At 70.8% G+C, this 22,394-nt stretch carries 21 protein-coding genes and 1 riboswitch; of the genes, 9 read left to right on the forward strand and 12 right to left on the reverse strand.

Annotated elements, in window-relative coordinates; all coding sequences use genetic code 11:
- Nucleotides 1-85: 85 nt before the first annotated feature.
- On the reverse strand, nucleotides 86-1,228 hold the full coding sequence (locus ACFWY6_RS27785) for a glycosyltransferase family 4 protein (protein ID WP_384695703.1): 1,143 nt from the start codon (nucleotides 1,226-1,228) through the stop codon (nucleotides 86-88).
- A 127-nt stretch (nucleotides 1,229-1,355) separates the two neighbouring features.
- Here ACFWY6_RS27785 and ACFWY6_RS27790 point away from each other — a divergent pair, with 127 nt between their 5' ends.
- On the forward strand, nucleotides 1,356-2,588 hold the full coding sequence (locus ACFWY6_RS27790) for a glycosyltransferase 87 family protein (RefSeq protein WP_384695706.1): 1,233 nt from the start codon (nucleotides 1,356-1,358) through the stop codon (nucleotides 2,586-2,588).
- Here ACFWY6_RS27790 and ACFWY6_RS27795 read toward each other — a convergent pair.
- From ACFWY6_RS27795 to ACFWY6_RS27815, 5 genes are all read right to left on the reverse strand, one after another.
- The gene (locus ACFWY6_RS27795) at nucleotides 2,545-3,732 is read right to left on the reverse strand and encodes a hypothetical protein (protein ID WP_384695709.1); all 1,188 of its coding nucleotides are present in this window, start codon (nucleotides 3,730-3,732) and stop codon (nucleotides 2,545-2,547) included. The two genes, ACFWY6_RS27790 and ACFWY6_RS27795, sit on opposite strands and share 44 nt — an antisense overlap.
- A 38-nt stretch (nucleotides 3,733-3,770) precedes the next feature.
- On the reverse strand, nucleotides 3,771-4,799 hold the full coding sequence (locus tag ACFWY6_RS27800; protein ID WP_384695711.1) for an NlpC/P60 family protein: 1,029 nt from the start codon (nucleotides 4,797-4,799) through the stop codon (nucleotides 3,771-3,773).
- Between the two features lie 224 nt (nucleotides 4,800-5,023).
- Nucleotides 5,024-6,055 carry a C40 family peptidase gene (locus ACFWY6_RS27805; protein ID WP_384695714.1) on the reverse strand — a complete coding sequence of 344 codons (1,032 nt, stop codon included), beginning with the start codon at nucleotides 6,053-6,055 and terminating at the stop codon, nucleotides 5,024-5,026.
- Nucleotides 6,056-6,349: 294 nt separating this feature from the next.
- Nucleotides 6,350-7,699 (reverse strand): NYN domain-containing protein, encoded by a 1,350-nt coding sequence (locus ACFWY6_RS27810; protein ID WP_384695717.1) that lies wholly within the window; start codon nucleotides 7,697-7,699, stop codon nucleotides 6,350-6,352.
- Between the two features lie 34 nt (nucleotides 7,700-7,733).
- On the reverse strand, nucleotides 7,734-7,973 hold the full coding sequence (locus ACFWY6_RS27815) for a hypothetical protein (protein ID WP_135328915.1): 240 nt from the start codon (nucleotides 7,971-7,973) through the stop codon (nucleotides 7,734-7,736).
- A gap of 138 nt (nucleotides 7,974-8,111) precedes the next feature.
- Here ACFWY6_RS27815 and ACFWY6_RS27820 point away from each other — a divergent pair, with 138 nt between their 5' ends.
- The 7 genes from ACFWY6_RS27820 (at nucleotide 8,112) to ACFWY6_RS27850 (ending at nucleotide 14,529) form a co-directional block, all read left to right on the forward strand.
- The gene (locus tag ACFWY6_RS27820) at nucleotides 8,112-8,843 is read left to right on the forward strand and encodes a rhomboid family intramembrane serine protease (protein WP_384695720.1); all 732 of its coding nucleotides are present in this window, start codon (nucleotides 8,112-8,114) and stop codon (nucleotides 8,841-8,843) included.
- Nucleotides 8,840-9,121 carry an Lrp/AsnC family transcriptional regulator gene (locus tag ACFWY6_RS27825; protein ID WP_266867875.1) on the forward strand — a complete coding sequence of 94 codons (282 nt, stop codon included), beginning with the start codon at nucleotides 8,840-8,842 and terminating at the stop codon, nucleotides 9,119-9,121. Before ACFWY6_RS27820 ends, ACFWY6_RS27825 begins: the two co-directional genes overlap by 4 nt.
- A gap of 81 nt (nucleotides 9,122-9,202) precedes the next feature.
- The gene (locus ACFWY6_RS27830) at nucleotides 9,203-9,541 is read left to right on the forward strand and encodes a small secreted hydrophilic protein (protein WP_384695723.1); all 339 of its coding nucleotides are present in this window, start codon (nucleotides 9,203-9,205) and stop codon (nucleotides 9,539-9,541) included.
- A complete protein-coding gene (locus ACFWY6_RS27835) occupies nucleotides 9,465-10,979 on the forward strand; it encodes an ATP-binding protein (RefSeq protein ID WP_384695726.1) in 1,515 nt (504 codons plus the stop codon). The genes ACFWY6_RS27830 and ACFWY6_RS27835 overlap by 77 nt, the downstream gene beginning before the upstream one ends.
- The gene (locus ACFWY6_RS27840; protein WP_266867871.1) at nucleotides 10,976-11,638 is read left to right on the forward strand and encodes a response regulator transcription factor; all 663 of its coding nucleotides are present in this window, start codon (nucleotides 10,976-10,978) and stop codon (nucleotides 11,636-11,638) included. The genes ACFWY6_RS27835 and ACFWY6_RS27840 overlap by 4 nt, the downstream gene beginning before the upstream one ends.
- 97 nt (nucleotides 11,639-11,735) lie before the next feature.
- Entirely contained in the window at nucleotides 11,736-13,148 is a 1,413-nt protein-coding gene (locus tag ACFWY6_RS27845; RefSeq protein WP_384695730.1) for an SLC13 family permease, read from the forward strand.
- A 175-nt stretch (nucleotides 13,149-13,323) separates the two neighbouring features.
- Nucleotides 13,324-14,529, forward strand: a complete 1,206-nt coding sequence (locus ACFWY6_RS27850; protein WP_384695733.1) for a glycerate kinase — start codon at nucleotides 13,324-13,326, stop codon at nucleotides 14,527-14,529.
- On the opposite strand, the gene ACFWY6_RS27855 is transcribed toward ACFWY6_RS27850, so the two are convergent.
- The 6 genes from ACFWY6_RS27855 to ACFWY6_RS27880 form a co-directional block, all read right to left on the reverse strand.
- Nucleotides 14,481-15,890, reverse strand: a complete 1,410-nt coding sequence (locus ACFWY6_RS27855; protein ID WP_384695736.1) for an aminotransferase class V-fold PLP-dependent enzyme — start codon at nucleotides 15,888-15,890, stop codon at nucleotides 14,481-14,483. The two genes, ACFWY6_RS27850 and ACFWY6_RS27855, sit on opposite strands and share 49 nt — an antisense overlap.
- Before the next feature lie 190 nt (nucleotides 15,891-16,080).
- Nucleotides 16,081-16,197, reverse strand: a riboswitch (SAM riboswitch).
- A gap of 86 nt (nucleotides 16,198-16,283) precedes the next feature.
- Nucleotides 16,284-17,348: an anthranilate phosphoribosyltransferase gene (trpD, locus tag ACFWY6_RS27860; protein WP_360763148.1), complete on the reverse strand. Its 1,065-nt coding sequence runs from the start codon at nucleotides 17,346-17,348 to the stop codon at nucleotides 16,284-16,286.
- A gap of 135 nt (nucleotides 17,349-17,483) precedes the next feature.
- Nucleotides 17,484-19,118 (reverse strand): cytochrome bc complex cytochrome b subunit, encoded by a 1,635-nt coding sequence (locus ACFWY6_RS27865; RefSeq protein ID WP_384695739.1) that lies wholly within the window; start codon nucleotides 19,116-19,118, stop codon nucleotides 17,484-17,486.
- Nucleotides 19,115-20,176: a Rieske 2Fe-2S domain-containing protein gene (locus tag ACFWY6_RS27870; protein ID WP_384695742.1), complete on the reverse strand. Its 1,062-nt coding sequence runs from the start codon at nucleotides 20,174-20,176 to the stop codon at nucleotides 19,115-19,117. The genes ACFWY6_RS27865 and ACFWY6_RS27870 overlap by 4 nt, the downstream gene beginning before the upstream one ends.
- A complete protein-coding gene (locus tag ACFWY6_RS27875) occupies nucleotides 20,173-20,982 on the reverse strand; it encodes a c-type cytochrome (RefSeq protein ID WP_365495512.1) in 810 nt (269 codons plus the stop codon). The genes ACFWY6_RS27870 and ACFWY6_RS27875 overlap by 4 nt, the downstream gene beginning before the upstream one ends.
- Nucleotides 20,983-21,051: 69 nt before the next feature.
- Complete coding sequence (locus ACFWY6_RS27880; protein WP_266867855.1) at nucleotides 21,052-21,672, reverse strand: heme-copper oxidase subunit III; 621 nt, start codon at nucleotides 21,670-21,672, stop codon at nucleotides 21,052-21,054.
- Between the two features lie 179 nt (nucleotides 21,673-21,851).
- Between ACFWY6_RS27880 and ACFWY6_RS27885 the strand changes: the two genes are divergently transcribed.
- The gene (locus ACFWY6_RS27885; protein ID WP_384695745.1) at nucleotides 21,852-22,256 is read left to right on the forward strand and encodes a hypothetical protein; all 405 of its coding nucleotides are present in this window, start codon (nucleotides 21,852-21,854) and stop codon (nucleotides 22,254-22,256) included.
- The last annotated feature ends 138 nt before the right edge of the window (nucleotides 22,257-22,394 follow it).

Below are 22,394 nucleotides of genomic sequence, written 5' to 3' on the forward strand. Positions count from 1 at the left end.
CCCCTTAAGGGGCGCGGGGAACTGCGCGACAAGCCCATGACGGCAGTCAGTCGCGCAACAACCCCCAGCAGCACCCCATTAGGCGCTACAGAAGCTCCTTGAGACGCTCCGCCAAGAGGTCCCAGCGCCACCTCTCCTCGACCCACTCCCGGCCCCGCTCCCCCATCCGCGCCCGCAGCTCCGCATCGCCCAGCAGGGTGACGATCCGGTCGGCCGCGTCCTCGGGGACGCCGCCGCGGACGACCCACCCCGTCTCCCCGTCAAGCACCGCGTCCGGCGCCCCGCCAGAATCCCCGGCGACGACCGGCAGGCCCGTCGCCGAAGCCTCCAGGTAGACGATGCCGAGGCCCTCCACGTCGAGGCCCCCGCGCCGGGTCCTGCACGGCATGGCGAAGACGTCTCCCGCGCCGTAATGCGCGGGGAGTTCCTCCCACGGCACCGCGCCGGTGAAGCGGACCGACTCCGAGACGCCCGTCTCGGCGGCGAGCTTGTGCAGCTCCTTCTCGTAGGGGCCGCCCCCCACGATCAGCAGCACCGCGTCGGGCTCCCGAGCCAGTATCCGCGGCATGGCGAGGATCAGCGTGTCCTGCCCCTTGCGCGGCACAAGGCGCGAGACGCACACCACCACCGGTCGGTCGGTCAGGCCGAGGCGGGCGCGTACGGCGTCGCCGCCCGAGCCCGGGTGGAACGTCTTCTCGTCGACGCCGGGCGGCAGTTGGACCATCCGCCCCGCCGCGGCGGGCGTCAGCGCGGCGGCGATCCGGGAGCGCGTGTACTCGCCGAGATAGGTGATCGTGTCCGTCGACTCGCCGATCCGGCGCAGGAGTTGGCGCGATGCGGGCAGTTGGGCCCAGCCCGCCTCATGGCCGTGGGTCGTCGCCACGAGCCGCGTCGCCCCCGCCCTGCGCAGGGCGGGCGCCATGAGCCCCAGCGGCGCCGCCGCCCCGAACCACACCGACGTACAGCCGTGTTCGCGCAGCAGCGATACCGCGCGCCGGGTGACGCGCGGGGTCGGCAGCAGCATCGTCGTGGGGTCGCGTACGACCTTGAAGGGCTGCTCGGCGTCGAAGGCGGCCGTCGCCTCGGCGCCCTCGCGGCCGCGCTTCCAGGTCGAGGCGTAGACGACGAGCTGCTCGGGGTCCAGGCGAAGGGCCATGTTGTGCAGGAACGCCTGGATGCCACCGGGCCTGGGCGGGAAGTCGTTCGTGACGATCAGGGTCTTGTGCATCGTCGCCGACAGTACCGAAGGCCGGACAGGGCGCCGAACGGCCCCGCCTCTTGGCCCATCCACGGCTCCGTCCGCCATCATGGCTCCCGAATCCCAATGAACCGGCTGAAAAGGGGCGTGGTGGCGCGTGGTGCGGATCCTGGCCGTCTGGGGCCTGACCCGGACCGTCCTGCTGCTCTGCGTCCTCCAGGTCCTCACCGCCCCCGGCCCCGACGTGACCAGTGACGTCTGGGTCATCTACCAGGGCTGGTACGAGGTCCTGCGCACCGGCACCTTCCCGCTCGACGACGTCACCTGGCAGTACCCGCCCGCCGCCGCCCTGGCCGTCCTCTCCCCCGCCCTGCTGCCCTTCCTCGGCTACGGGACCGCCTTCTTCGTCCTCGCGCTCCTCGCCGACGCGCTGGTCATCGGACTGCTCCTGTACGCGGGGCGGCGGCCCGGCAAATCGCTGCGGGGGGCCTGGGTGTGGGTCGCGGGCGTGGCGCTGCTCGGGCCCACCGTGTACGCCCGCTACGACCTGATGGTCACGGCCGTCGCCGTCGCCGCGCTGCTCGCCGGGGCCCGGCATCCGCGCACGATGGGCGCGCTCGCGGGCTTCGGCGCGCTGCTCAAGGGGTGGCCGGTGCTGCTGCTCGTCGGTACGCCACGCGGGCGTGCCACCCGGCGCTCCTGGGGCGCCGCGGCCGGCACGGCGCTCGGTCTTGCCCTCGCCTTCCTGGTGACGATGCCGGGGGCGCTCGCCTTCCTGACCTTCCAGCGCGACCGGGGCACCGAGGTCGAGTCGCTCGGCGCCCTCGTCTTCCATGTCGCGCGGCACTTCGGCTGGAACGGCCAGGTCCAGCTCAACTACGGCTCGGTGGAGTTCATCGGCCCGTACGTCCCGCTGGTGAGCACGGCGGCGCAGGCGCTGTCCGTGGCGGCCTGCTGCTGGCTGCTCCTGTGGCGGCTGCGGGCGCGTGCCTGGTCGGCGGGCACGGTCGCGGACGCGGCCTTCGTCGCCGTGCTCCTGTTCACCGTGACGAGCCGGGTGATCAGCCCGCAGTACATGGTCTGGCTGGTGGGGGGCGCCGCCGTGTGCCTGGCGTTCCGTACGAGCCGGATGGTGCTGCCCGCCCGGCTCGTCCTGGCGGCCACGTTCGTGACATTCCTGGAGTTCCCCGTCTGGTTCTCGCACGTGGTGGCCAGTGATCCGCTGGGCATCGCGCTGCTCTTCGTACGCAACGGTCTGCTCGTCGCGGCGGCGCTGCTCGCCTGCCGGAGCCTGTGGCGGCGGACGGTGTCCGAGCCCCGGGAACACGGTCCGGAGCCCGCCGGGGTCAGCCGAGCTCAGCGCGCAGATACGTACGCCACCTCGCCGTGAACTCCTCCGGGGTGAGGCCGAGGACATCCCGCAGGGCGTCCGCCACCGCGCCGGGCCGCTTCTTGTGGTCGCCGACCGCTTCGTAGAACGCCGTAAGACGTTCCTCGCCCCACTGGTCGGCGATCATCCGGCAGGCCAGCCACGCCCCTTCGTACGCCTGCGCCAGCTTCCCCGCGTCCCCGCTGAAGCCGAAGTCGCCGTCCTCGGGCAGCGCCGCGGGCAGCCGCTCCTCCTGGACGGCGCGCCGCAGTTCGGGCGCGGCCTGTGCCGCGGTCCGGCCCGTGCCGCGGTAGCCCACCCAGTCGGCGAAGCCCTCGGAGAGCCAGAGCGGGGTGGCCCGCGAGGTGTGCGCGCGGGTCGCGACGTGGGTCGCCTCGTGGGTGATGACGACCTGCTTGCCGAAGGCACCGAGCACGCCGTACGCCTCCGGGTTGACGATGATCCGGTCGGCGGGCGCCTGCCCGGAGCCGCCGGCCTCCCCCGTGGTCACCGCCGCGATCCCCTGGTAGCCGGAGGCGGGCGCACCCAGCAGCCCCGCCATGCCGTCCAGGGACTTGGGCACGAGGACGACGACCTGCCCCGGCCACTTCCCGCGCCAGGCGTCCCGCACCGACGGCACCGCGCGGTCGGCGAGATCCGCGTACGAGCGCAGCTCCGCGGTGGCCCGGTCCCCGCGCCCGACGCCCAGGACGAGGCTGTGGTCGCCCCGCACGGACGTGACGGGCCCCTGGTCCCAGAGCTGCTCGGTGGCCTTCTTCGCGGGGCGCTCGGCGGCGACGTACCACTGTCCGTCGCGCTCCTGGAGCGAGAGCGTGCGCGTCGTGCTCAGCGGGGCCCTGTCATAGCCCTTGATCCGGTACCGGAGCTCGGCGGTCGCCGTGGCCCGCGCGCCGTCCCGGTCGAAGGCGGTCAGGCGGTACCCCCACGACGCGAGCGGGAGATCACGGAGGTTGTCGTAGGCCTCGGCGGGCCGGCCCGTCGCGCGGTACGCGGCGGCGTCCCGGTCGAGCACCGCTTCCGCGCGCCGGTCGAGGAGCCTGCGCACGTCGCCGGGCGCCGCGTCGGGCGCCGAAGGACCGCCGCATCCGACGAGCAGCGCGACGCAGAGTGCAAGGACTCCCGACCCACGCCCGCGACCAGCCATGATTCAGATCGTACGGGCAGCGGGCGGCCCGCCGCCGGTCAGATCCGCGTCACCGACGACACCGGCATCATGCCGACCGGGTCGTAGCGCACGGTCGCGCCGGGGTAGGGCGCGTGCGCGACCTGGCCGTTGCCCATGTACATCCCGATGTGGCTCGCGTCGTCGCGGTAGGTGACGAGGTCGCCGGGCTGCGCCTGGCCGAGCGGCACCTGGCGCCCGGCGTAGCGCTGCGCCTGCGAGGTGCGCGGCAGGCCGACGCCCGCCTGTGCGTACGCCCACTGGGTGAGGCCCGAACAGTCGAAGCCGGAGGGGCCGTTGGCGCCCCACACGTACGGCTTGCCGACCGCCGAGCTCACCGCGGCGATCGCGGCGGCGGCCCGCGACGACGCGGGCACCGCGTCGCCGAGATCGGGCAGTTCGCCGCGTCCCGAGCGCGACGCCCTGTCGTACGCGTCGCGCTCGTCGGAGGACAGCGAGTTGAGCAGCCGCCGCGCCTTGGCGAGCTTGTGCTCGACGGTGCGCTTGTGGCGGGCCACCGCCTTGCGGCTCTCCTCGAGGTCGACGAGCTTGCGGGTGGCCTCCGTGCGCTCCTGGGCGAGGGCGCGCTGGGCCTTCTGCAGATCGGCCAGTTCGTCGGCCTGCCGGGCACCGATGCGGTCGAGCGCCGCCGCCTTGTCGAGATAACCGGCGGGGTCGGAGGAGAGCATCAGGGCGAGCGAGGGGTCGATGCCGCCGGAGCGGTACTGGGCCCCGGCGAGCGCGCCGAGGGCACCGCGCATCGTGTTGATGCGCTCCTGCCCGCGGGCGACGCTGTCCTTGGCGAGACGGACCAGCTCGCGCAGCTTGTCCGCGCGCTCACCGGCCTTGTTGTACGACTCGGTGGCCTGCTCGGCCTGCTCGTAGAGGCGGTCCACCTTGGCCTTGATGTCGGACGGAGTGTCCTGCGGCGCTGCGCCCGCCGGTGCGGCGCCGAGTGCGGCGGCCGCGGTGGCCGCCGCTGCCGAGAAGACGGTCACGCGCGCGCTCCGGTCAAGGCCGGACTGTGCGGGACGACGATGGGACCCCACGGGAAGCCGCTCTCCCTCCGCTGGCGAACCCCCGATCCGTCGGGGGAATGCGCGCGACAGTAGCCGTGGGATCACGTCACGGCCAAAGACCTGGCCGTGCACACAACGTGACGCCCCGCCGGAGACGCAGGTCACCGACGGGGCGTGGGGTCAGCAGGAGTTGGCGGAATTCGCCCGTTCGGGCGGCACGCCGGTCGTTTCGGATACGGACCGCCGAGCGGAAATCAGATACGGACGCCGAACTGGAAGGAGCCGATGGTGGACATCGACTCGTAGCGCACCACGGCGCCCGGCTTCGGGGCGTGCAGCACCTGGCCGTTGCCCGCGTAGAAGCCGACGTGCGCGAGGCTGTTGAAGAACACCAGGTCGCCCGGCTTCAGCTCGGAGCGGCCGATCTTCGTGCCGTCGTTCTGCTGGGTGTAGGTGGTGCGGGTGATCTGCACACCGGCCTGGTTGTAACCCCACTGCGTGAGGCCGGAGCAGTCGTAGGAGTTGGGGCCGCTGCCGCCGGAGACGTACGGCTTGCCGAGCTGGGTGGCGGCGGCGCTCAGGGCGGCCTGGCCGCGCTGCGATGCCGGGGCCTCCTTGCCGAGGTCCACGCGGTCGCCGGCGGTGCGGCTCGCGCGCTGCTCCTTGGCGGCGAGCTCGGCCTTCTCCTTGGCGGTCAGCGTGTTGAGCAGCTTCTGGGCGGCGCCGAGCTTGCTCTGGACTTCCTTCTTCTTCTTGCCCAGTTCCTTGCGCGTTTCCGCGAGGTCGCTGAGCTTGTCGGACGCCTCCTTGCGCTCCTGCGCGAGGGTCCGCTGCTTGTCCTGGACCTTCTTGAGCGCCTCGACCTGCTGACTGCTCAACTGGTCCATGGTGGACGCCTTGTCGAGGTAGTCGTCCGGGTCGGCCGAGAGGAAGAGCTGGACGGAGGGGTCGATGCCGCCGGAGCGGTACTGCGCACTGGCCATCGAACCGAGGCCGCTGCGCAGGTCGTTGAGGTCCTCCTGGCCGCGCGCGACCTTGTCCTGAAGCTCGCCGATCTCCTTCTCGAGCTTCTCCTGCTTCTCCTTGGCGCCGTTGTACCGGTCGGTGGCCCGGCCCGCGTCCTCGTAGAGCTTGTCGACCTTGGACTTGACCTCGTCCTTGCTCGGCTTCTCGCTCGGCGAGGCGTTGGCGGCCTGCGAGGTGAGTGCCACGGCAGCGGCGGCGGTTGCGGTGAGCACGGTCACACGGGCGCGGCTCGGCTGCTTGGGTCGACGGTGGGACGCCACGAAGGCGGCTCCTTCTTCCTCCAGCCGCCTACCGAAACCCGGTGGGCGGGTACCACCGCTGTCACCCCGGATGGGCGATCCACCGAGCGGAGGTTCGAGGCGAGACCCTAGTGACGTTCTTGTGATCAGTTCAAATCCTGATCAGCAAAAAGTGGCCGGTCGGGCGCATTCTTTACCGTTGACGCACAGGCGGTGATGGGCACTTGACGCTACGTTGCGTGAGCGTCGCCCCAATTCGGGCATAGGGAACAGGAGTTACTCAGGCACCCTTAGCCGCACAGAGTCGGGCGTACGTCAGCCGCGCGAAAGCCGCTTCAGGAGCACGACGGAAGCGACGGGCCGCGCCCCCGCCTTCGCGATCCCGTCGGCCACTTCGCGGTCGGTGGAGACGACGACCACGGGGCGCCCGGGAGGCTCGGCGCGCACCAGCTGGCGGATCAGTTCGTCCGCCGTGACGCCCGGCTTGGAGAAAAGGACACGCACCCCGCGCGGCGGCGCGAGCAGGACGGGCGCGGCGAGTTCGGCCCCGTCGAAGACGCAGGTGACCTCGGCGCCGGTCTGGGCGGCGAGCTGCGAGAGCGAGCCGAGCAGGCGGAGGCGCTGCTTCTCCAGGGGCATCGTGGGATAGCCGGTCTTGGTGACGTTGTAGCCGTCCACGACCAGATGCGCCTGCGGCAGCGCGAGCAGTTGGTCGAGGATGGCCGGATCGTTCTCGGAGAGCGCGCGGGCCGCGATGTCCTTCGGCGTCATCCGCCCCGGCTCGACGGCGTCCACGGTCTCGGCGGGCCGCACCGACACGGGCGGCAGGGCGAGTTCGCGGCGCAGCCCCTGGGTGGCCTCCAGGACCGTGTCCAGGAGCAGCCGCACCCGCATGTCCTCGACGCTGCGGCCCTCGCGCGCCGCCCTGCGGCTGGCTTCGAGCGCCGCCTCGGTCTCGCTGAGCCGGGCCTTGAGCCGCCGGCTCTCGCTCTCCGCGGCGGACACCTGCGCCTGGCCCTCCGCGCGTACGGCGTCGGCCTCGGCCGCCGCCTTGCGCAGCGCCGCCTCGCCGCGCTTGACGTCGCTCAGTGCGCCGCGCAGCTTGCGATGCATCGATTCGGCTTCCTTCTTCGCCGACTCCAGCTCCGTGCGCAGCCGCTCCGTCTCGGCCTTCGTCTGGCCGCGGGCCGCCGCGAGCTCCTCGCGCAGCCGCTCCAGCTCGGCCCGGGTCTCGTCGTCGACGCGCTCGGCGTCCGCCCGCTGGGCCTCCTCGCCCGCGGCGGTCACCAGCTTCACCCAGCCGGTGGGGCGCAACACATAGGCCGCGGCCGCCACGTCGAGCGGGTCCGCGGCCGGGGGCGGGGAGCCCGCGTCCAGGGCGCCGGTGAGCTCGGGCTGCGCCTCTCTGAGACGTTCGCCGATGCGCTGCCGGAAGAGCAGGTCGCCCTCCAGGGCGGCCGCCATCGCGTTGCCGGCGAACTTGGTGCGCCGGGTCGGCGTGAAACGGGCGTACTGCCGCAGCTGTGCGGGCAGTTCGCTCACCGTGAGACCACCGAAGCCGTCCGAGACGATCTGCACGACCCGGCGGCGCACTCCGTCGGGCAGCGGGCGGTCGAGCACCTCAGCGGCGCCGTCGTCCGGCTCCCCGCTCGCGCTCTCCACCATCGCTCACCCCACTAGCTGTGCGGGGCCCGCTCCCTCAGGAGCCGGCACCCGGCCTGTCCACGAGTTCCACCTTGTCCACCGCGTTGCACCAGCGGCAGCGGACCGACTCGATGGTCTCACTGACCACCTCACGTTCCTCGACGTTCGACTCACCGGCCAGGTCGAGGTGCACATATTCGACGACCTTCGAAGAGCGGGTCACGTCGAAACGCGTGAGGTTGCCGCAGAGCGTGCAGCGCCACCGGGTGGTGTCGGTCGGCAGAGGAACCGTCATCGTGGCTGTTCGCTTTCCTTCGGGATTCCATGGTGCGTGGTGCCCGTAACCCTAAGGCCTGTAAGGGTCTCCATGCGGCGGCCTCCACAGCGGCGAGGCGGTCTGTACGGGTAGCACCCCTTACGTCATGCTCTGTTCATGATCAACACATGGGGTGCGACGGCGGTCCGGCTGATCAGGGGCCAGTCGGCCCCGGTGACGTACGGCCTGATGGTCGCCTGCTGTCTGGTCTTCATGATCTCCCCCGTGTCCGGGTTCAACCCCGTCTACGGCACCGGCGACCAGCTGCTCGCCGCGCAGCAGGACTACTTCGCGCGGTGGGGGGTGGTCCCCTCCGAACTGATCAGCGGGGTGCCGCGGGCCGCGCGCGGCCCCCTCACCGCGCTCTTCGTGCACGGCAGCTGGGTGCATCTGCTCGGCAACATGCTCTTCCTGTACGTGTTCGGGGCGATGGTCGAGGAACGGATGGGGCACCTCCAGTTCGCGCTCTTCTACGTCGGCTGCGGCTATCTCGCCCTGCTCGCCTACGCGGCCGCGCACGCCGGCTCCGACCAGACGCTCGTGGGCGCGTCGGGGGCGATCTCGGCGGTGCTCGGCGCCTGCCTGCGGCTCTTCCCCAAGGCGCGGGTCACCAGCCTCTTCCCGTTCCTCTTCTTCCTTCCGCTGCGCTTTCCCGCCTGGGTGGTGCTGCCGTTCTGGGTGACGCTGCAGTGGCTCGCCGCGCTGCAGGGCGGGCAGGGTCCCGGAGTCGCCTATCTGGCCCACCTGGTGGGCTTCTCGCTGGGCTTTCTCTACGCGTGGGTGCGGTATGGCCGGACGGATAGAGTGAAGAGGCCAGCACCGGCTACCGAGGGAGACAGTCAGCCGTGATCACCGCGATCGTGCTCATCAAGACCAGCGTGGACCGGATCCCCGAGATCGCCGAGTCGATCTCCGCCCTCGACTGCGTCAGCGAGGTCTTCTCCGTGACCGGCACCTACGACCTGATCGCCATGGTGCGCGTCGGCCGCCACGACGACCTGGCCGATGTCATCCCCGGCAAGATCAGCAAGATCCCGGGCGTGGAGGCGACGGACACGCATGTCGCGTTCCGTACGTACTCGCAGCACGACCTGGAGGCGGCGTTCGCGATCGGCCTCGACTCCTAGGCCTCCGCACGGGCGTCGGATGAGGGTTTCTTCATCTGCGGCTCATGCTGCCGACGCGCTGCGCCCCGCACCCTCGCTGTCATGGTCTTCTCCCACCGCATGGCCGCCTTGGCCGCCGTCGTGGCGATCCCCCTCGGCATCGCCACGACCAGCTACGTACTGACCGACAGCCCCGAGCCCCCCAAGGCGCCGCCCAAGGTGGAACTGGACAGCGGCTCGCCGTCCTCGAAGCCGTCCTCGACGTCCTCGCCTTCAGCGCCGTCCTCGAAGCCCACCGCCCCCCGGCCGACGCCGAGCGACGAGACGGTGTCCCCACCGCCGGTGAGCGAGAATTCCCCGGGCGATGACAACGACGACGACGGCAGCGAAGGCAGCGGCCGGGGCGACAACGACGACGACGGTCCCGGTGACGACGGCTGAGCGCCCGCACCGCCGGATATCCGCCCGTGTCCGCATCCTGCTCTGGCTGCTCGTGGTGATGACCGTCGCGCTCACCGCGGTCGCGGCCACCACCCGCTCCGTCCTGCTGCGCGACGTGGACCACCGCATCGACCGGCTGCTCGCCCAGGAGACCGCGGAGTTCACCAACCTCGCCCGCGAAGGAGTCGATCCGCACACGGGCGAGAAGTTCAGTGCTCCCGACCCCCTCCTGCGGCTCTTCCTGTCCCGGCAGTACGCCGACCCCGACGAGGAGCTCCTCGGTCTGGTCGGCCGCCCTGGCAAGGCACCCGCGAAGAAGGAGCAGTCGCGCGAGCCACGGATCGACCATCCGCTCGCCGAGGACACCGCCGCCCTGCGCACGGTCTTCGAGTCCCCCGACGCGACCGGCACGCTGCACCGCGACCGCGGCGAGGTCCGCTGGGCGAAGGTGGAGATCGCGGCGAGCGCGGGGCATCCGGCGGCGGCGTTCGTCGTCGCCTTCCACCCGGCGGGCGAACAGGCCAAGGCGGGCGACGTGTTCACGATGCTGCTCGCCATCTCCGGGGTCGCGCTCCTGATGACCACCGGCATCGGCTGGGCGGTCGCGGGCCGCATCCTCAAGCCCGTGCGTCTGGTGCGTACGACCGCCGCGCAGCTCACCGAACAGGATCTGACCCAGCGCATCCCCGTCCAGGGGCGGGACGACATCGCGGCGCTCGCCGAGACGTTCAACGGCATGCTCGACCGTCTGGAGCGCGCGTTCGCCGCGCAGCGCGAGTTCGTCGACGACGCCGGGCACGAGCTGCGCACGCCCATCACCATCGTGCGCGGCCATCTGGAGCTGATGGGAGACGATCCGGGCGAGCGCGAGGAGACCGTCCGGATCGTGATGGAGGAGCTCGACCGGATGAGCCGCATCGTCGAGGACCTCCTCCTCCTCGCCAAGGCCGAGCGCCCCGACTTCGTCACCCCCGAGCCGGTGCAGCTCGCCGAGCTGACCGCGGACGTCTTCGTCAAGGCGCGGGCGCTCGGCGACCGCGACTGGCAGCTGGCCGAAGTGGCCGACGGCGAAACCGGTCTCGACCCGCAGCGCATCACCCAGGCGATGGTGCAGCTCGCCCAGAACGCCGTCCAGCACACCGTCCCCGGCCAGCGCATCGGCATCGGCTCACGCAGCACGGCGGGCCGGATCGAGCTGTACGTCGCCGACAGCGGGCCCGGCGTCCAGGCGCAGGACGCGGCGGTGATCTTCGAGCGGTTCCGGCGCGGCACCGCACGCCGCGGCGCCCGCGCCACCGGCGCCGGGCTCGGCCTCGCCATCGTGCGTGCGATCGCCGAAGGGCACGGCGGCCGGGTCGAGCTGCGGCCCACGGCGTCGGGCTCCGGCGGCGCCACCTTCGTACTCGTACTGCGAGAACAGGAACCAGGACTGCCATGAACCGGATTCTCATCGTCGAGGACGAGGAGCGCATCGCCTCCTTCGTCGAGAAGGGCCTGCGGGCCAACGGCTTCACCACCAGCGTCGTCGGCGACGGCGAAGCGGCCTACGACTACGCCCTGACCGGCGGCTTCGACCTGGTCGTCCTGGACATCGGGCTGCCCGGCAAGGACGGCTTCACTGTCCTTCGGCAGCTGCGCGAGGCCCGGGTGACGACCCCGGTGATCGTGCTGACCGCCCGCGACTCGGTCCGGGACACGGTGGCGGGTCTTGAGGGCGGCGCCGACGACTGGATGACCAAGCCGTTCCGCTTCGAGGAGCTGCTCGCGCGGGTGCGCCTGAGGCTGCGCACGGCGGCGGGCGCCCCGGAGGTGACGGTGCTGCGCGGCGGGGATCTGACGCTGGATCTGCGCACCCGCAGGGCGCGTTCGGGCGAGCGGACGGTGGACCTGACGGCACGTGAGTTCGTGCTGCTCGAACTCTTCCTGCGCCATCCGGGGCAGGTGCTCTCGCGGGAGCAGATCCTCTCCCATGTGTGGGGCTACGACTTCGACCCCGGGTCCAACATCGTGGACGTGTACGTACGGGCGCTGCGCAAGAAGCTGGGCGCGGAGCGGGTGGAGACGGTGCGCGGGATGGGGTACCGGCTGCCGGGGTGAGCGCCCGGCCTGCCGGAGTGAGCGCCCGGATCACCCGGTGAAGTTCCTTTCATCTCAGGCTCATTGAGGGCTCACGGCGGGGCCCGAGGCTTCCTGTGTGACCCTGAATCCCCGCCAAGCCATCACGCTGTGCATCGCGCTGAGTCTGTGCGCGCTGCTCGTGGTTCCCGGCAACTTCCCCGGCCTGAGCGGCGACGCCCGCCTCACGCTCGCCGTGTTCGCCCTGGCGACCTGTGCGTGGATCGGTACGCCGATCGACGACACGTACATCGCGCTGGGCGCCGGCCTCGCGCTCACCGCGACCGGGGTGATCAGCAGCGACACGCTCTTCGGCACCCTCGGTGACGAGACCGTCTGGCTGCTGATCTGTGCCTTCGTGCTCGCGGCGGCCGTGGCCCGCAGCGGTCTGGCGGGACGGGCGGCGGCCTTTCTGGTCAGCGGGGCGCGCAGCGTACGGCAGTTGACGCATCTGACGACGGCGGCGCTCGTCGTGACGGCCTTCGCGGTGCCGGCCACGTCGGGCCGCGCCGCGCTCGCGCTGCCCGTCTTCCTCGCCCTCGCCAAGGTCCTCGCCGACCGGAAGCGCCTGGTCGTGATGCTCGCCCTGCTCTTTCCGACCGTCATCCTGCTCTCCGCGGTCGCGACCCTGATCGGCGCGGGAGCGCATCTGATCACGGTTTCGGTCCTGTGGGAGGCGACCGGGGAGCGGATCGGCTTCACGCAGTGGCTGCTGCTCGGCCTGCCGCTCGCCATGGCCTCGTCCCATCTGGCGGCGGAGGCCGTCCTGTTGACGACGACGCGGCGCGCGGACCGCAAGGGTCCCGTGCACATCACCGTCGAGCAGCTCCAGGAGCACAGCGAGCAGCCGGTCACCGGCCCCTGGGAGCCCGCCGAGACCCGCTGCGCCCTGCTGCTCGCCACGGTCGTCACGCTCTGGTGCAGCGAGCCGCTGCACCAAGTGCCGCCCGCCGTGGTCGCGTTGATCGGCGCGGTCGTCGCATCCTCCCCCGCACTCGGCACCGTACGCCTGAAGGACGCCCTGAAGACGGTGCCCTGGTCGCTGCTGCTCTTCATGGCGGCGACGATGGCGATGGGCGTCGCGCTCGCCGACTCGGGGGCGGCGAAGTGGCTGGTGGGCGGGGTTCCGCTGGATGTGCCGCCCTGGCTGTTCCTGACCGTGGTCGTCGGGGTCAGCACGGCCGCGCACCTCGTCCTGCAGTCCCGCTCGGCGCGTTCTTCGGTCCTGGTCCCGCTGGTCGTCGCGGCGGCCGTCGGCGCGGGCGTCAACCCCGTCGCGGCCGCCCTGGCGTCCACCGCGGCGGCGGGCTTCTGCCACACGCTGCCCGCCTCCGCGAAGCCCGTCACGCTCTTCGCCGACATCCCCGGCACCCCCACCTACACCCCGCGCGACCTGCTGCGCCTCTCCGCGGTCCTGGCACCGCTGACGGCCGCGCTCGTACTGCTCTTCGCCGTCGCGCTGTGGCCGCTGCTCGGCGTGCCCGTTCGCTGAGCGCTGTGCTGGAACGTCACCTGCGGGCCGGTGGGGGCTTGGTCGCTCCCCCACGTTCTCGGCTGCGCTCGAACAGGGGGGACCCCCTTCGCGGCGGAGCCGCCAATGTCACAGCCCCGCGCCCCTTCGGGCGCTACCCCCTCGCCCATCGGTTCCCTCTGCCCTGGAGACCCCCATGCTGACCCGTTTCGCCATCGCCCCCAGCGGCTTCAAGGAGTCCCTGTCCGCGCACTCCGCGGCCGAGGCCATCGCCGAAGGAGTACGCCGTGTCGTCCCGCACGCGGTGACCGATCTGATCCCCCTGGTGGACGGCGGCGAGGGCACCGCGCGCGCCCTGGCCGCCACCGGCGGCGGCCGCCTGGTCGCACTGCCCGCGACGGGGCCCGTCGGCCAGCGGATCGGCACGCACTTCGCGCTGCTCCCCGACGGCACGGCGGTCGTCGAGATGGCGGCGGTGGCCGGGCTCTCGCTGGTCCCGCGCGATCTGCGCGACCCGGGCGCCACGACGACGTACGGCGTCGGCGAGCTGATCGGCGCCGCCCTGGACGCGGGGGCCCGCCGCATCCTGGTGGGCTGCGGCGACTCCGGAACGTCGGACGGCGGCGCGGGCGCCCTGCAGGCGCTCGGCGCCCGGCTCCTGGACGCGGACGGCTGGGAACTCCCGCCCGGCGGACGTGAGTTGACCCGCCTGAGCCGCATCGACCCGGCAGGCCTCGACCCCCGCCTGAAGGACACCGAGATCCGGGTCGCCTGCAACCCCTTCAACGTCCTGACCGGCGAGCGCGGCGTCGCCCGCGTCTTCGGCCCCCAGAAGGGCGCCACACCCGCCCAGGTCGAGGTGCTCGCGGCCGCCCTTGAGCACTGGGCGCACCTCCTCACCCGCGACCTGCACGCCACGACGGACCTCGCCCTCGGCCCCGGCACGGGCGCATCCGGCGGTCTCGGCGCCGGCCTCGCCGCGCTGGGCGCCGAGCTGCTCCCCCGCTTCGACGTCCTGCTCGACCACCTGGACCTGGACGCCCGCCTGGCCCGCGCCGACCTCGTCGTCACCGCCGAGGGCGCCCTCGACCACCAGACGCCGCACGGCAAGATCCCCGCCGAGGTGGCAAGGCGCGCCAAGCGGTCGGGCCGTCCGGTGCTCGTCCTCGCGGGCACCATCGGCCAGGGCGCGCACCACGTGCGGGCGGCCGGCGTGGACGCCTACAGCGCGATCCTGCCCGCCCCGGTCTCGCTCACGGAGGCGCTCGGCCGGGGCGGCGAGTTCCTCACCGACGCGACCGAGCGGGCCCTGCGGATGATCCAGATCGGCACCCGGCTGCCGTCCTCAATGACTCAGGCCCCGGTGGTGTCCGGCACGCAACGCCCGTCCTCGGTGCGGTAGTTCCACCGCGCGCCGTCCGCCACCAGCTCCTTGACGGCGCGCACGAAACGCTCGACGTGCTCGTCAGGGGTGCCGGCGCCGAAGCTCACCCGGATCGCGTTCAGCGACTTCTCGCCGGGCGCGGCCTCGGGGGCACCGCACTCGCCCTGGGTCTGCGGGTCGCTGCCGAGCAGGGTGCGCACCAGCGGGTGGGCGCAGAAGAGACCGTCGCGTACGCCGATGCCGTACTCGGCGGAGAGCGCGGCGGCGAAGTGCGAGCTGTTCCAGCCCTCGACGACGAACGAGATGACGCCGACGCGCGGGGCGTCGTCGCCGAAGAGCGAGAGCACCTTCACCGCGGGCACCTCGGCGAGGCCCTCGCGGACCTTGGCGATGAGGTGGTTCTCGCGGGCGACCAGCTCGTCGAAGCCCGCCTCGGTCAGCGCCTTGCAGGCGGCGGCGATCGAGTACACGCCGATGACGTTCGGCGAACCGGCCTCGTGCCGCGCGGCGGTGTCGTGCCACTCGACGTCCACGCCGCCGTCCGTGCGCCGGGCGACCTTCCGGGATGCGCCGCCGCCGGCGAGGTAGGGCTCGGCATCCTGCAGCCAGTCGGAGCGGCCCGCGAGAACGCCCGAGCCGAAGGGCGCGTACAGCTTGTGACCGGAGAAGGCGACCCAGTCGACGTCCAACTCGCGTACGGAGACGGGGTGATGGGGCGCGAGCTGCGCGGCGTCCAGGACGATACGGGCGCCGTGCGCGTGGGCGGCGGCGGCCAGCTCCTTCACCGGCCACAGCTCACCGGTGACGTTCGACGCACCGGTCACGCAGACCAGGGCGGGCCCAGTGGGGCCTCCCCTGCTCGAACGAAGTTGAGAGCTTGGGGAAGGGTCGCGGTCGGCGAGCGCATGCTCCAGGGTGGCGACGGCCTGGTCGGCGGTGCGCGGCGCGTTCAGGTACGTCACGCGGGCGTCGCGCCAGGGCAGCAGCGAGGCGTGGTGCTCGGTCTCGAAGACGAAGACCTGGCAGTCGGCGGGCAGCGCGGCGGCGAGCAGGTTGAGCGAGTCGGTGGTCGACCGCGTGAAGACGACCTGGTCGCCCTCGCGGCAGTCGAGGAACTCGGCGACGGTGACCCGGCTGTTCTCGAACAGGTCGGTGGAGAGCTGCGACAGATACCCGGCCCCGCGGTGCACGCTGCCGTAGTACGGCGCGTACGCGGCCACGTCGTCCCACACCCGCTGCAGCGCGGGCGCGCTCGCCGCGTAGTCGAGCGCGGCGTAGGTCACCTCGCCACCGGTGACGAGCGGCACGGTGACGTCCCGGCCGAGGACGGCGAGGGGGGCACAGACGGACGAGTCGGCGGCTACGGCGGAAACAGACATGGCGAACTCCCGTGGGAAGGCAGGCGAGTTCACTGCAGCGACGCCCGTGCGACACGCAGGGCGGTGCAGTGATGAAGAGAAAAGGGGGTGCGGAAAAGGGGCCGGAAAGCCCTATCGCATTCGCTTGCTCACGAGACTGCTCCCTTGAGGACCAGGACCCCAGGGATGCGACACTCATCGAGTGCGCAGGGGTCCGCGCTTGCCATACGCCTTGCTGCGTACGGCCTGGTCTTCACCCGGGGCACCCCGCCACGGACGGAGGGTTGCCGGACAGCAAGCCGGGGCCTAATCGCTGTCACTCATGACCTGTTGAGCATCTTGCCACACGATCTTCGACGCGCAAGGCGCAGTCCAGAATCCGGACTGCGCCTTGCGTCACATGCGGGGCCCGTGTCAGCGGTTGCTGGCCGCCACCCAGCGCTCCAGGGCCTTCTTCGCGGCCCCGGAGTCGATGGACTCGGCCGCCCGCACCATGCCGGCCCGGATCTGCTCCACGAGGCTCCCCTCGCCCGGCGAGAGGGCCACGAGCGCCGCCGCCGAGTTGAGCAGCACCGCGTCCCGCACCGGCCCGGTCTCCCCGTCGAGCAGCCGCCGCGCGACCTCCGCGTTGTACGAGGCGTCGGCGCCCCGCAGCGCCTCGATGGGCACCAGGTCGATCCCGACGTCGCGGGGGTCGAAGGCCTCCTCGCGCACGGCGCCGTCACGCACCACCCAGACCCGGGAGGTCGACGTCGTCGTCAGCTCGTCGAGCCCGTCGTCGCCGCGGAAGACGAGCGAGGAATGCCCGCGCTCGGCGAAGACACCGGCCACCACGGGCGCCATCCGCGGGTCGGCGACACCGACCGCCTGGGCCCGCACCCTGGCCGGGTTGGTGAGCGGACCGAGCAGGTTGAACACGGTCCGGATGCCCAGCTGGCCGCGCGCGGCGCCCGCGTACCGCAGCGCCGGGTGGAACTTCACCGCGAAGCAGAAGGTGATGCCCGCCTCCTCCACGACCTCGACGACCCGCTGCGGCGTGAGCTCCAGGTTCACGCCGAGCTTCTCGAGCACGTCGGAGGCGCCGCTGGCCGACGACGCGGCGCGGTTGCCGTGCTTGACGACCTTCGCGCCCGCGCCGGCGATGACGATCGCGGACATCGTGGAGATGTTGACCGTCTTGGCGCCGTCGCCACCGGTGCCGACGATGTCGACGGTCTCGCCGGGCACCTTGATCACATTGGCGTGCTCATACATGGCGCGTACGAGACCGGAGATCTCCTCGACCGTCTCGCCCTTGGCCCGCAGCGCCACCACGAAGCCGGCGATCTGCGCGTCGGTGGCCTCGCCGCGCATGATGCGGTCCATGGCCCAGGCGGTGTCGTCGGCGCTCTGGTCGCGCCCGTCGAGCAGACCGTTCAGTACGTCGGGCCAGGAACGGCCCGCCGCGGTATTGCCTCCTGCGGGGGTCACAGCGCTCATCTGCCGCTCCTGAGTTCGTATAAATGGGCCAAGGACACCCTATCCAGGTCCGGGGACGGCAAAGAGCCCCGTCCGCGCAATGGACGGGGCTCTTGCCGTGGCGACCTTGTGGTCAGAGCTCTGCGAGCTCAGGGATCAGTGGTGGCCGTGGCCGCTCGTGATCTCCTTGTACTCCTCGACGGTGGGCTTGGGGATCTGGCTGTCTTCCCCGTAGTAGCCCTTCGAGAGCTTGGCCCGGAGCTTCTGCGAACCGGACACCTTGCGCTCGACGCCGTTCTCGTCGACCGTCGGGCCGATCTCGATCGGCGCGTACTGCTCGTGCGCGGTGAGCGTGTGCAGCTGCTCCTGGTTGAGCGGCTCGTGGACCTCGATGAACTCACCGTGCGGCAGGCGCTTGATGATGCCGGACTCGCGTCCGTGCAGCACCTTGTCCTTGTCGCGCCGCTGCAGACCCAGGCAGATCCGCTTGGTGATGATGAACGCCAGCACCGGGAAGACGAAGAAGGCGATGCGCACGAACCAGGTGATCGAGTTGATCGACAGGTGGAAGTGCGTGGCCCACAGGTCGTTTCCGCCGCCGATGAGCAGCACGAAGTACCAGGACATCCATGCGACACCGAAGGCCGTACGGGTCGGGGCGTTGCGCGGGCGGTCCAGGATGTGGTGCTCGCGCTTGTCGCCGGTGACCCAGGACTCGATGAACGGGTAGACCGCGATCGCGACCAGGACCAGCGGGAAGATGATCAGCGGGATGAACACGCCGAGAACGAGCGTGTGACCCCAGAGGTTGATCTCCCAGCCCGGCATGAAGCGGATCAGGCCTTCGGAGAAGCCCATGTACCAGTCGGGCTGGGCTCCGGTGGAGACCTGGTCCGGGCGGTACGGACCGAGCGCCCAGATCGGGTTGATCGTGGCGATCGCCGAGATGGCCGCGATGATGCCGAAGACCAGGAAGAAGAAGCCTCCGGCCTTGGCCATGTAGACCGGGAGCAGCGGCATGCCGACGACGTTCTTCTCGGTCCTGCCGGGGCCCGCGAACTGCGTGTGCTTGTGGAAGAAGACCAGGATCAGGTGGGCCACCAGGAGGCCCATCATGATGCCGGGCAGCAGCAGGATGTGGACCGAGTAGAACCGGGCCACGAAGTCGCCGCCGGGGAACTCCCCGCCGAACAGGAACATCGACAGGTACGTACCGACGATCGGTACGGACAGGATCGCGCCCTGCATGAAGCGGACACCGGTGCCGGAGAGCAGGTCGTCCGGGAGCGAGTAACCGGTGAAGCCGGTGAACATGCCGAGGACGAGCAGCAGGAAGCCGAAGACCCAGTTGACCTCACGGGGCTTGCGGAAGGCACCCGTGAAGAAGACGCGCATCATGTGCACGAACATCGCCGCGAGGAAGATCAGCGCCGCCCAGTGGTGGATCTGCCGGATCAGCAGACCACCGCGCACATCGAAGCTGATGTGCATGGTCGAGTTGAACGCCTCGGACATCAGCTGTCCCTGCAGCGGGACGTAGCTGCCGTGGTACTCCACCTCGTTCATCGACGGGTGGAAGAACAGCGTCAGATACACACCCGTGAGGATGATGATGATGAAGCTGTAGAGCGCGACCTCACCCAGCATGAAGGACCAGTGGTCCGGGAAGATCTTGCGCATGTTGGCCTTGGCCAGGGAGTAGATCCCCAGGCGGCCGTCCGCCCAGTCGGCGACCCGCTCACCGGCGGGCGCTTCCTTCTTGCGGCTGTTGTCGTTCGCCGAAGTGCTCATCCGCGCTCCCAGAAAGCAGGACCGACGGGCTCTTCGAAGTCGCCGAGCGCCTCGAGGTAGCCCTCGTCGTTCACGCCGATGCGCAGCTGCGGCAGTGCGTGACCGGCCGGGCCGAAGATCACTCGGGCACCGTCGGAGAGGTCGAAGGTGGACTGGTGGCACGGGCAGAGGACGTGGTGCGTCTGCTGCTCGTACAGGGAGATCGGGCAACCCACGTGGGTGCAGATCTTGGAGTAGGCGACGATGCCGTCGTGCGACCAGTCGAGCTCGCGCTTGTCCTTGATGTTGTCCGGCTGGATCCGGACGATCATCAGGGCCGCCTTGGCGATCTGCACCTGGAAGTCGTGGTCGTGCTCCTCCAGGCCCTCGGGCTTGGCGAAGGTCAGCGAACCGACCGAGACGTCCGCCGGGCGCAGCGGCTCGTTCGTGTTCATGTTCACGAGCAGCTTGCCCTTGCCCCACAGGGTGTGCCGCAACTTGTCCTCGGGCAGCGGACCGAGGTCACGCAGCAGGACGATGCCGGAGAGCGGCACCATGGCCAGCGCGCCGAACATCGTGTTGCGGATCAGCTTGCGGCGGCCGAACTGCGACTCCTCGGCGCCGGCCTTGAAGTCGGCCATGACCTTGGCCTTGACCTCGGGCTCGGCGGCGATGGGGTGCCGCTCGTCGGCGACCTCCACGTCGGACATCAGGGTGCGGGCCCAGTGGACCGCTCCCGCGCCGATGCAGAAGAGGGCGATGCCGAGGGTCATCCCCAGGGAGAAGTTGAGCGCGCTGATGTGGCCGATCGGCCAGATGTACACGCTCTGGTCGACCGGGAAGGCCACGAACGAGGCGATGAAGCCGACCGTGGCCAGCATCGAGAGCAGGAACATGAAGGCGACCGCGCGCTCGGAGCGCCGGGCGGCCTTCTCGTCGATGTCCTGGACCCGATGCTCGTGGGGCGGCAGCCCCGGGTCGGCGAACGGGTTCTTCTCGTCCGCCACCGCTACCGAGCCGTGCTCGGTCTCCTGCTCGCTGGGCAGGTTCTTTTCTTCTGGAATCTCTTGGCTACTCATGACTTCTTGGCCTTTGCGGTCCGAGCGGCGACCCACACGGCGACCGCGATCAGCGAGCCGAGGCCGAAGATCCAGCCGAACAGGCCTTCACTGACCGGACCCAGACCGCCCAGCGACAGACCGCCGGGGCTCTCGGTCTCTTCGCCGTTGACCGCGTCGAGGTACGCGATGATGTCCTTCTTGTTCTTCTCCGGCATGACCGTGTCGGGGAAGGACGGCATGTTCTGCGGGCCGGTCTGCATGGCCTCGTAGATGTGCTTCGGGGAGACATCCTCCAACGACGGGGCGAACTTGCCGTTCGTCAACGCGCCGCCTTCACCGGTGAAGTTGTGGCACTGCGCGCAGTTGGTGCGGAACAGCTCGCCACCCTTGGCGATGTCCGCGCCGTCCGGGCTGTACTGCTTCTCGGTGGGGATGTTCGGTCCGGCGCCCAGCGAGGCGATGTACGCCGCGAGCTGGTCGACCTGGGCCTGGTTGTAGATGGCCTTCTTCTTCGGCGCCTGGGCGCCCGGCTGCTGGAGCGGCATGCGGCCGGTGCTGACCTGGAAGTCAACGGCGGCGGCGCCGACGCCCACCAGGCTCGGACCGTCGGAGGACCCCTGACCGCCGGTTCCGTGGCAGCTGGAGCAGCCAACGGAGTAGAGCTTCTTGCCCTCGTCGATGGCGAGGGACTGGGCGGTGTCGTCGGCCTGCGCCTTGTCCGCGGGTGCGAACGCGGCGTACAGCCCCCCGGTGGCCGCCAGCGCGAGGAGTAGGACGACGACCGCCGCCAGCGGGTGGCGTCGTCGTGCGGAGAGCTTTTTCACGGATTACCCCGGTGTCAGGATCTTCTGCGTCGATGCTTCGGAATGGTTCGGGTTCGGGTTCGGGCCCGGCTACTTGATCATGTAGATCGTGGCAAAAAGACCGATCCAGACAACATCGACGAAGTGCCAGTAGTAGGACACGACGATGGCTGCGGTCGCCTGCTCGTGGGTGAACCTCCTGGCCGCGTAGGTGCGGCCGAGGACCAGCAGGAAGGCGATGAGGCCGCCTGTCACGTGCAGTCCGTGGAAGCCGGTGGTCAGGTAGAAGACCGAGCCGTACGGGTCGGACGAGAGCGAGAGGCCCTCGTGCTTGACCAGCTCGGTGTACTCGTACACCTGACCGCCGATGAAGACCGCACCCATGATGAAGGTGACGATGAACCACATCCGGAGCTTCTTCACGTCACCGCGCTCGGCGGCGAATACGCCGAGCTGACAGGTGAGGGAGGAGAGCACCAGGATCGTGGTGTTCGTCGCTGAGAACGGGAAGTTGAGGGCCGAAGCCATTTCCTTCCAGTGATCAGGACCTGTCACCGATCGCAGGGTGAAGTACATCGCGAAGAGGGCCGCGAAGAACATCAGCTCGGAACTGAGCCAGATGATGGTTCCGACGCTGGTGAGGTTCGGTCGATTGACCGGCGGGTGCGCGTGCCCGGTATCTACTGTCGTTGCTGTCGCCACGACCGACATTATGTCGGTCGCTTATCCCGCCCTCACCCCGGGGGGTGCCGTTCGGAGTGTCTACGGGGTGTGTCCTGCCCGTATGGCCCATCGAAGGCCTGTCCGAACCGCTGTTGACGGGGTGTCCGGAGGAGTAGCATCCGCGCATCGGTCCCCGGCCGAGAGCCCCTCAACGAAGCGGAGGAACAATGCAGCCGACCGCCACGGTGCTGGTCTACAGCGACAACGCGAGCACCCGCGAGCAGGTCCGGTTGGCCACCGGACGCAAGCCGGCTGCGGACGTCCCCGCGGTCGAGTTCATCGAGTGCGCGACGCTGCCCGCCGTGCTGAAGGAACTCGACCGGGGCGGCATCGACGTCTGTGTGCTCGACGGCGAGGCCAAGCCCGTCGGCGGCATGGGGGTCTGCCGCCAGCTCAAGGACGAGATCTTCCATTGCCCGCCGGTGCTCCTGCTCATGGGGCGCCCGCAGGACGCCTGGCTCGCCACCTGGAGCCGCGCGGAGGCGGCGGTGACCCTTCCGGTCGAGCCGGTCGAGTTCGCCGAAACGCTGGCCGCGCTGCTGCGCGACGTCAGGCCGGCCGTACAGGCCTGAGGCGCCACTTGGCGTACGAGACGTGGGGGGTGGGGTGAGTGTTGGGGGGGCCCGGGGGGGGGCGGGCCCCGCGAGGCAAGGAACCCCCGCCACCGCCACACGCACCGCACCCCCCCCCCCCCCCCCCCCCCCCCCCCC

This window comes from Streptomyces sp. NPDC059037, assembly GCF_042740015.1.
GTDB lineage: Bacteria > Actinomycetota > Actinomycetes > Streptomycetales > Streptomycetaceae > Streptomyces.

Excerpts from the sequence above, each read along its gene's own strand:
- ACFWY6_RS27815 (WP_135328915.1), bottom strand. The coding sequence starts at position 7,973 with ATGACGGTTCCTCTGCCGACCGACACCACCCGGTGGCGCTGCACGCTC.
- ACFWY6_RS27840 (WP_266867871.1), top strand. The coding sequence starts at position 10,976 with ATGAACCGGATTCTCATCGTCGAGGACGAGGAGCGCATCGCCTCCTTC.
- ACFWY6_RS27795 (WP_384695709.1), bottom strand. The coding sequence starts at position 3,732 with ATGGCTGGTCGCGGGCGTGGGTCGGGAGTCCTTGCACTCTGCGTCGCG.
- ACFWY6_RS27830 (WP_384695723.1), top strand. The coding sequence starts at position 9,203 with ATGGTCTTCTCCCACCGCATGGCCGCCTTGGCCGCCGTCGTGGCGATC.
- ACFWY6_RS27855 (WP_384695736.1), bottom strand. The coding sequence starts at position 15,890 with ATGTCTGTTTCCGCCGTAGCCGCCGACTCGTCCGTCTGTGCCCCCCTC.
- trpD (WP_360763148.1), bottom strand. The coding sequence starts at position 17,348 with ATGAGCGCTGTGACCCCCGCAGGAGGCAATACCGCGGCGGGCCGTTCC.
- ACFWY6_RS27835 (WP_384695726.1), top strand. The coding sequence starts at position 9,465 with ATGACAACGACGACGACGGCAGCGAAGGCAGCGGCCGGGGCGACAACG.
- ACFWY6_RS27810 (WP_384695717.1), bottom strand. The coding sequence starts at position 7,699 with ATGGTGGAGAGCGCGAGCGGGGAGCCGGACGACGGCGCCGCTGAGGTG.
- ACFWY6_RS27850 (WP_384695733.1), top strand. The coding sequence starts at position 13,324 with ATGCTGACCCGTTTCGCCATCGCCCCCAGCGGCTTCAAGGAGTCCCTG.
- ACFWY6_RS27865 (WP_384695739.1), bottom strand. The coding sequence starts at position 19,118 with ATGAGCACTTCGGCGAACGACAACAGCCGCAAGAAGGAAGCGCCCGCC.
- ACFWY6_RS27885 (WP_384695745.1), top strand. The coding sequence starts at position 21,852 with ATGCAGCCGACCGCCACGGTGCTGGTCTACAGCGACAACGCGAGCACC.
- ACFWY6_RS27870 (WP_384695742.1), bottom strand. The coding sequence starts at position 20,176 with ATGAGTAGCCAAGAGATTCCAGAAGAAAAGAACCTGCCCAGCGAGCAG.
- ACFWY6_RS27880 (WP_266867855.1), bottom strand. The coding sequence starts at position 21,672 with ATGTCGGTCGTGGCGACAGCAACGACAGTAGATACCGGGCACGCGCAC.
- ACFWY6_RS27785 (WP_384695703.1), bottom strand. The coding sequence starts at position 1,228 with ATGCACAAGACCCTGATCGTCACGAACGACTTCCCGCCCAGGCCCGGT.
- ACFWY6_RS27820 (WP_384695720.1), top strand. The coding sequence starts at position 8,112 with ATGATCAACACATGGGGTGCGACGGCGGTCCGGCTGATCAGGGGCCAG.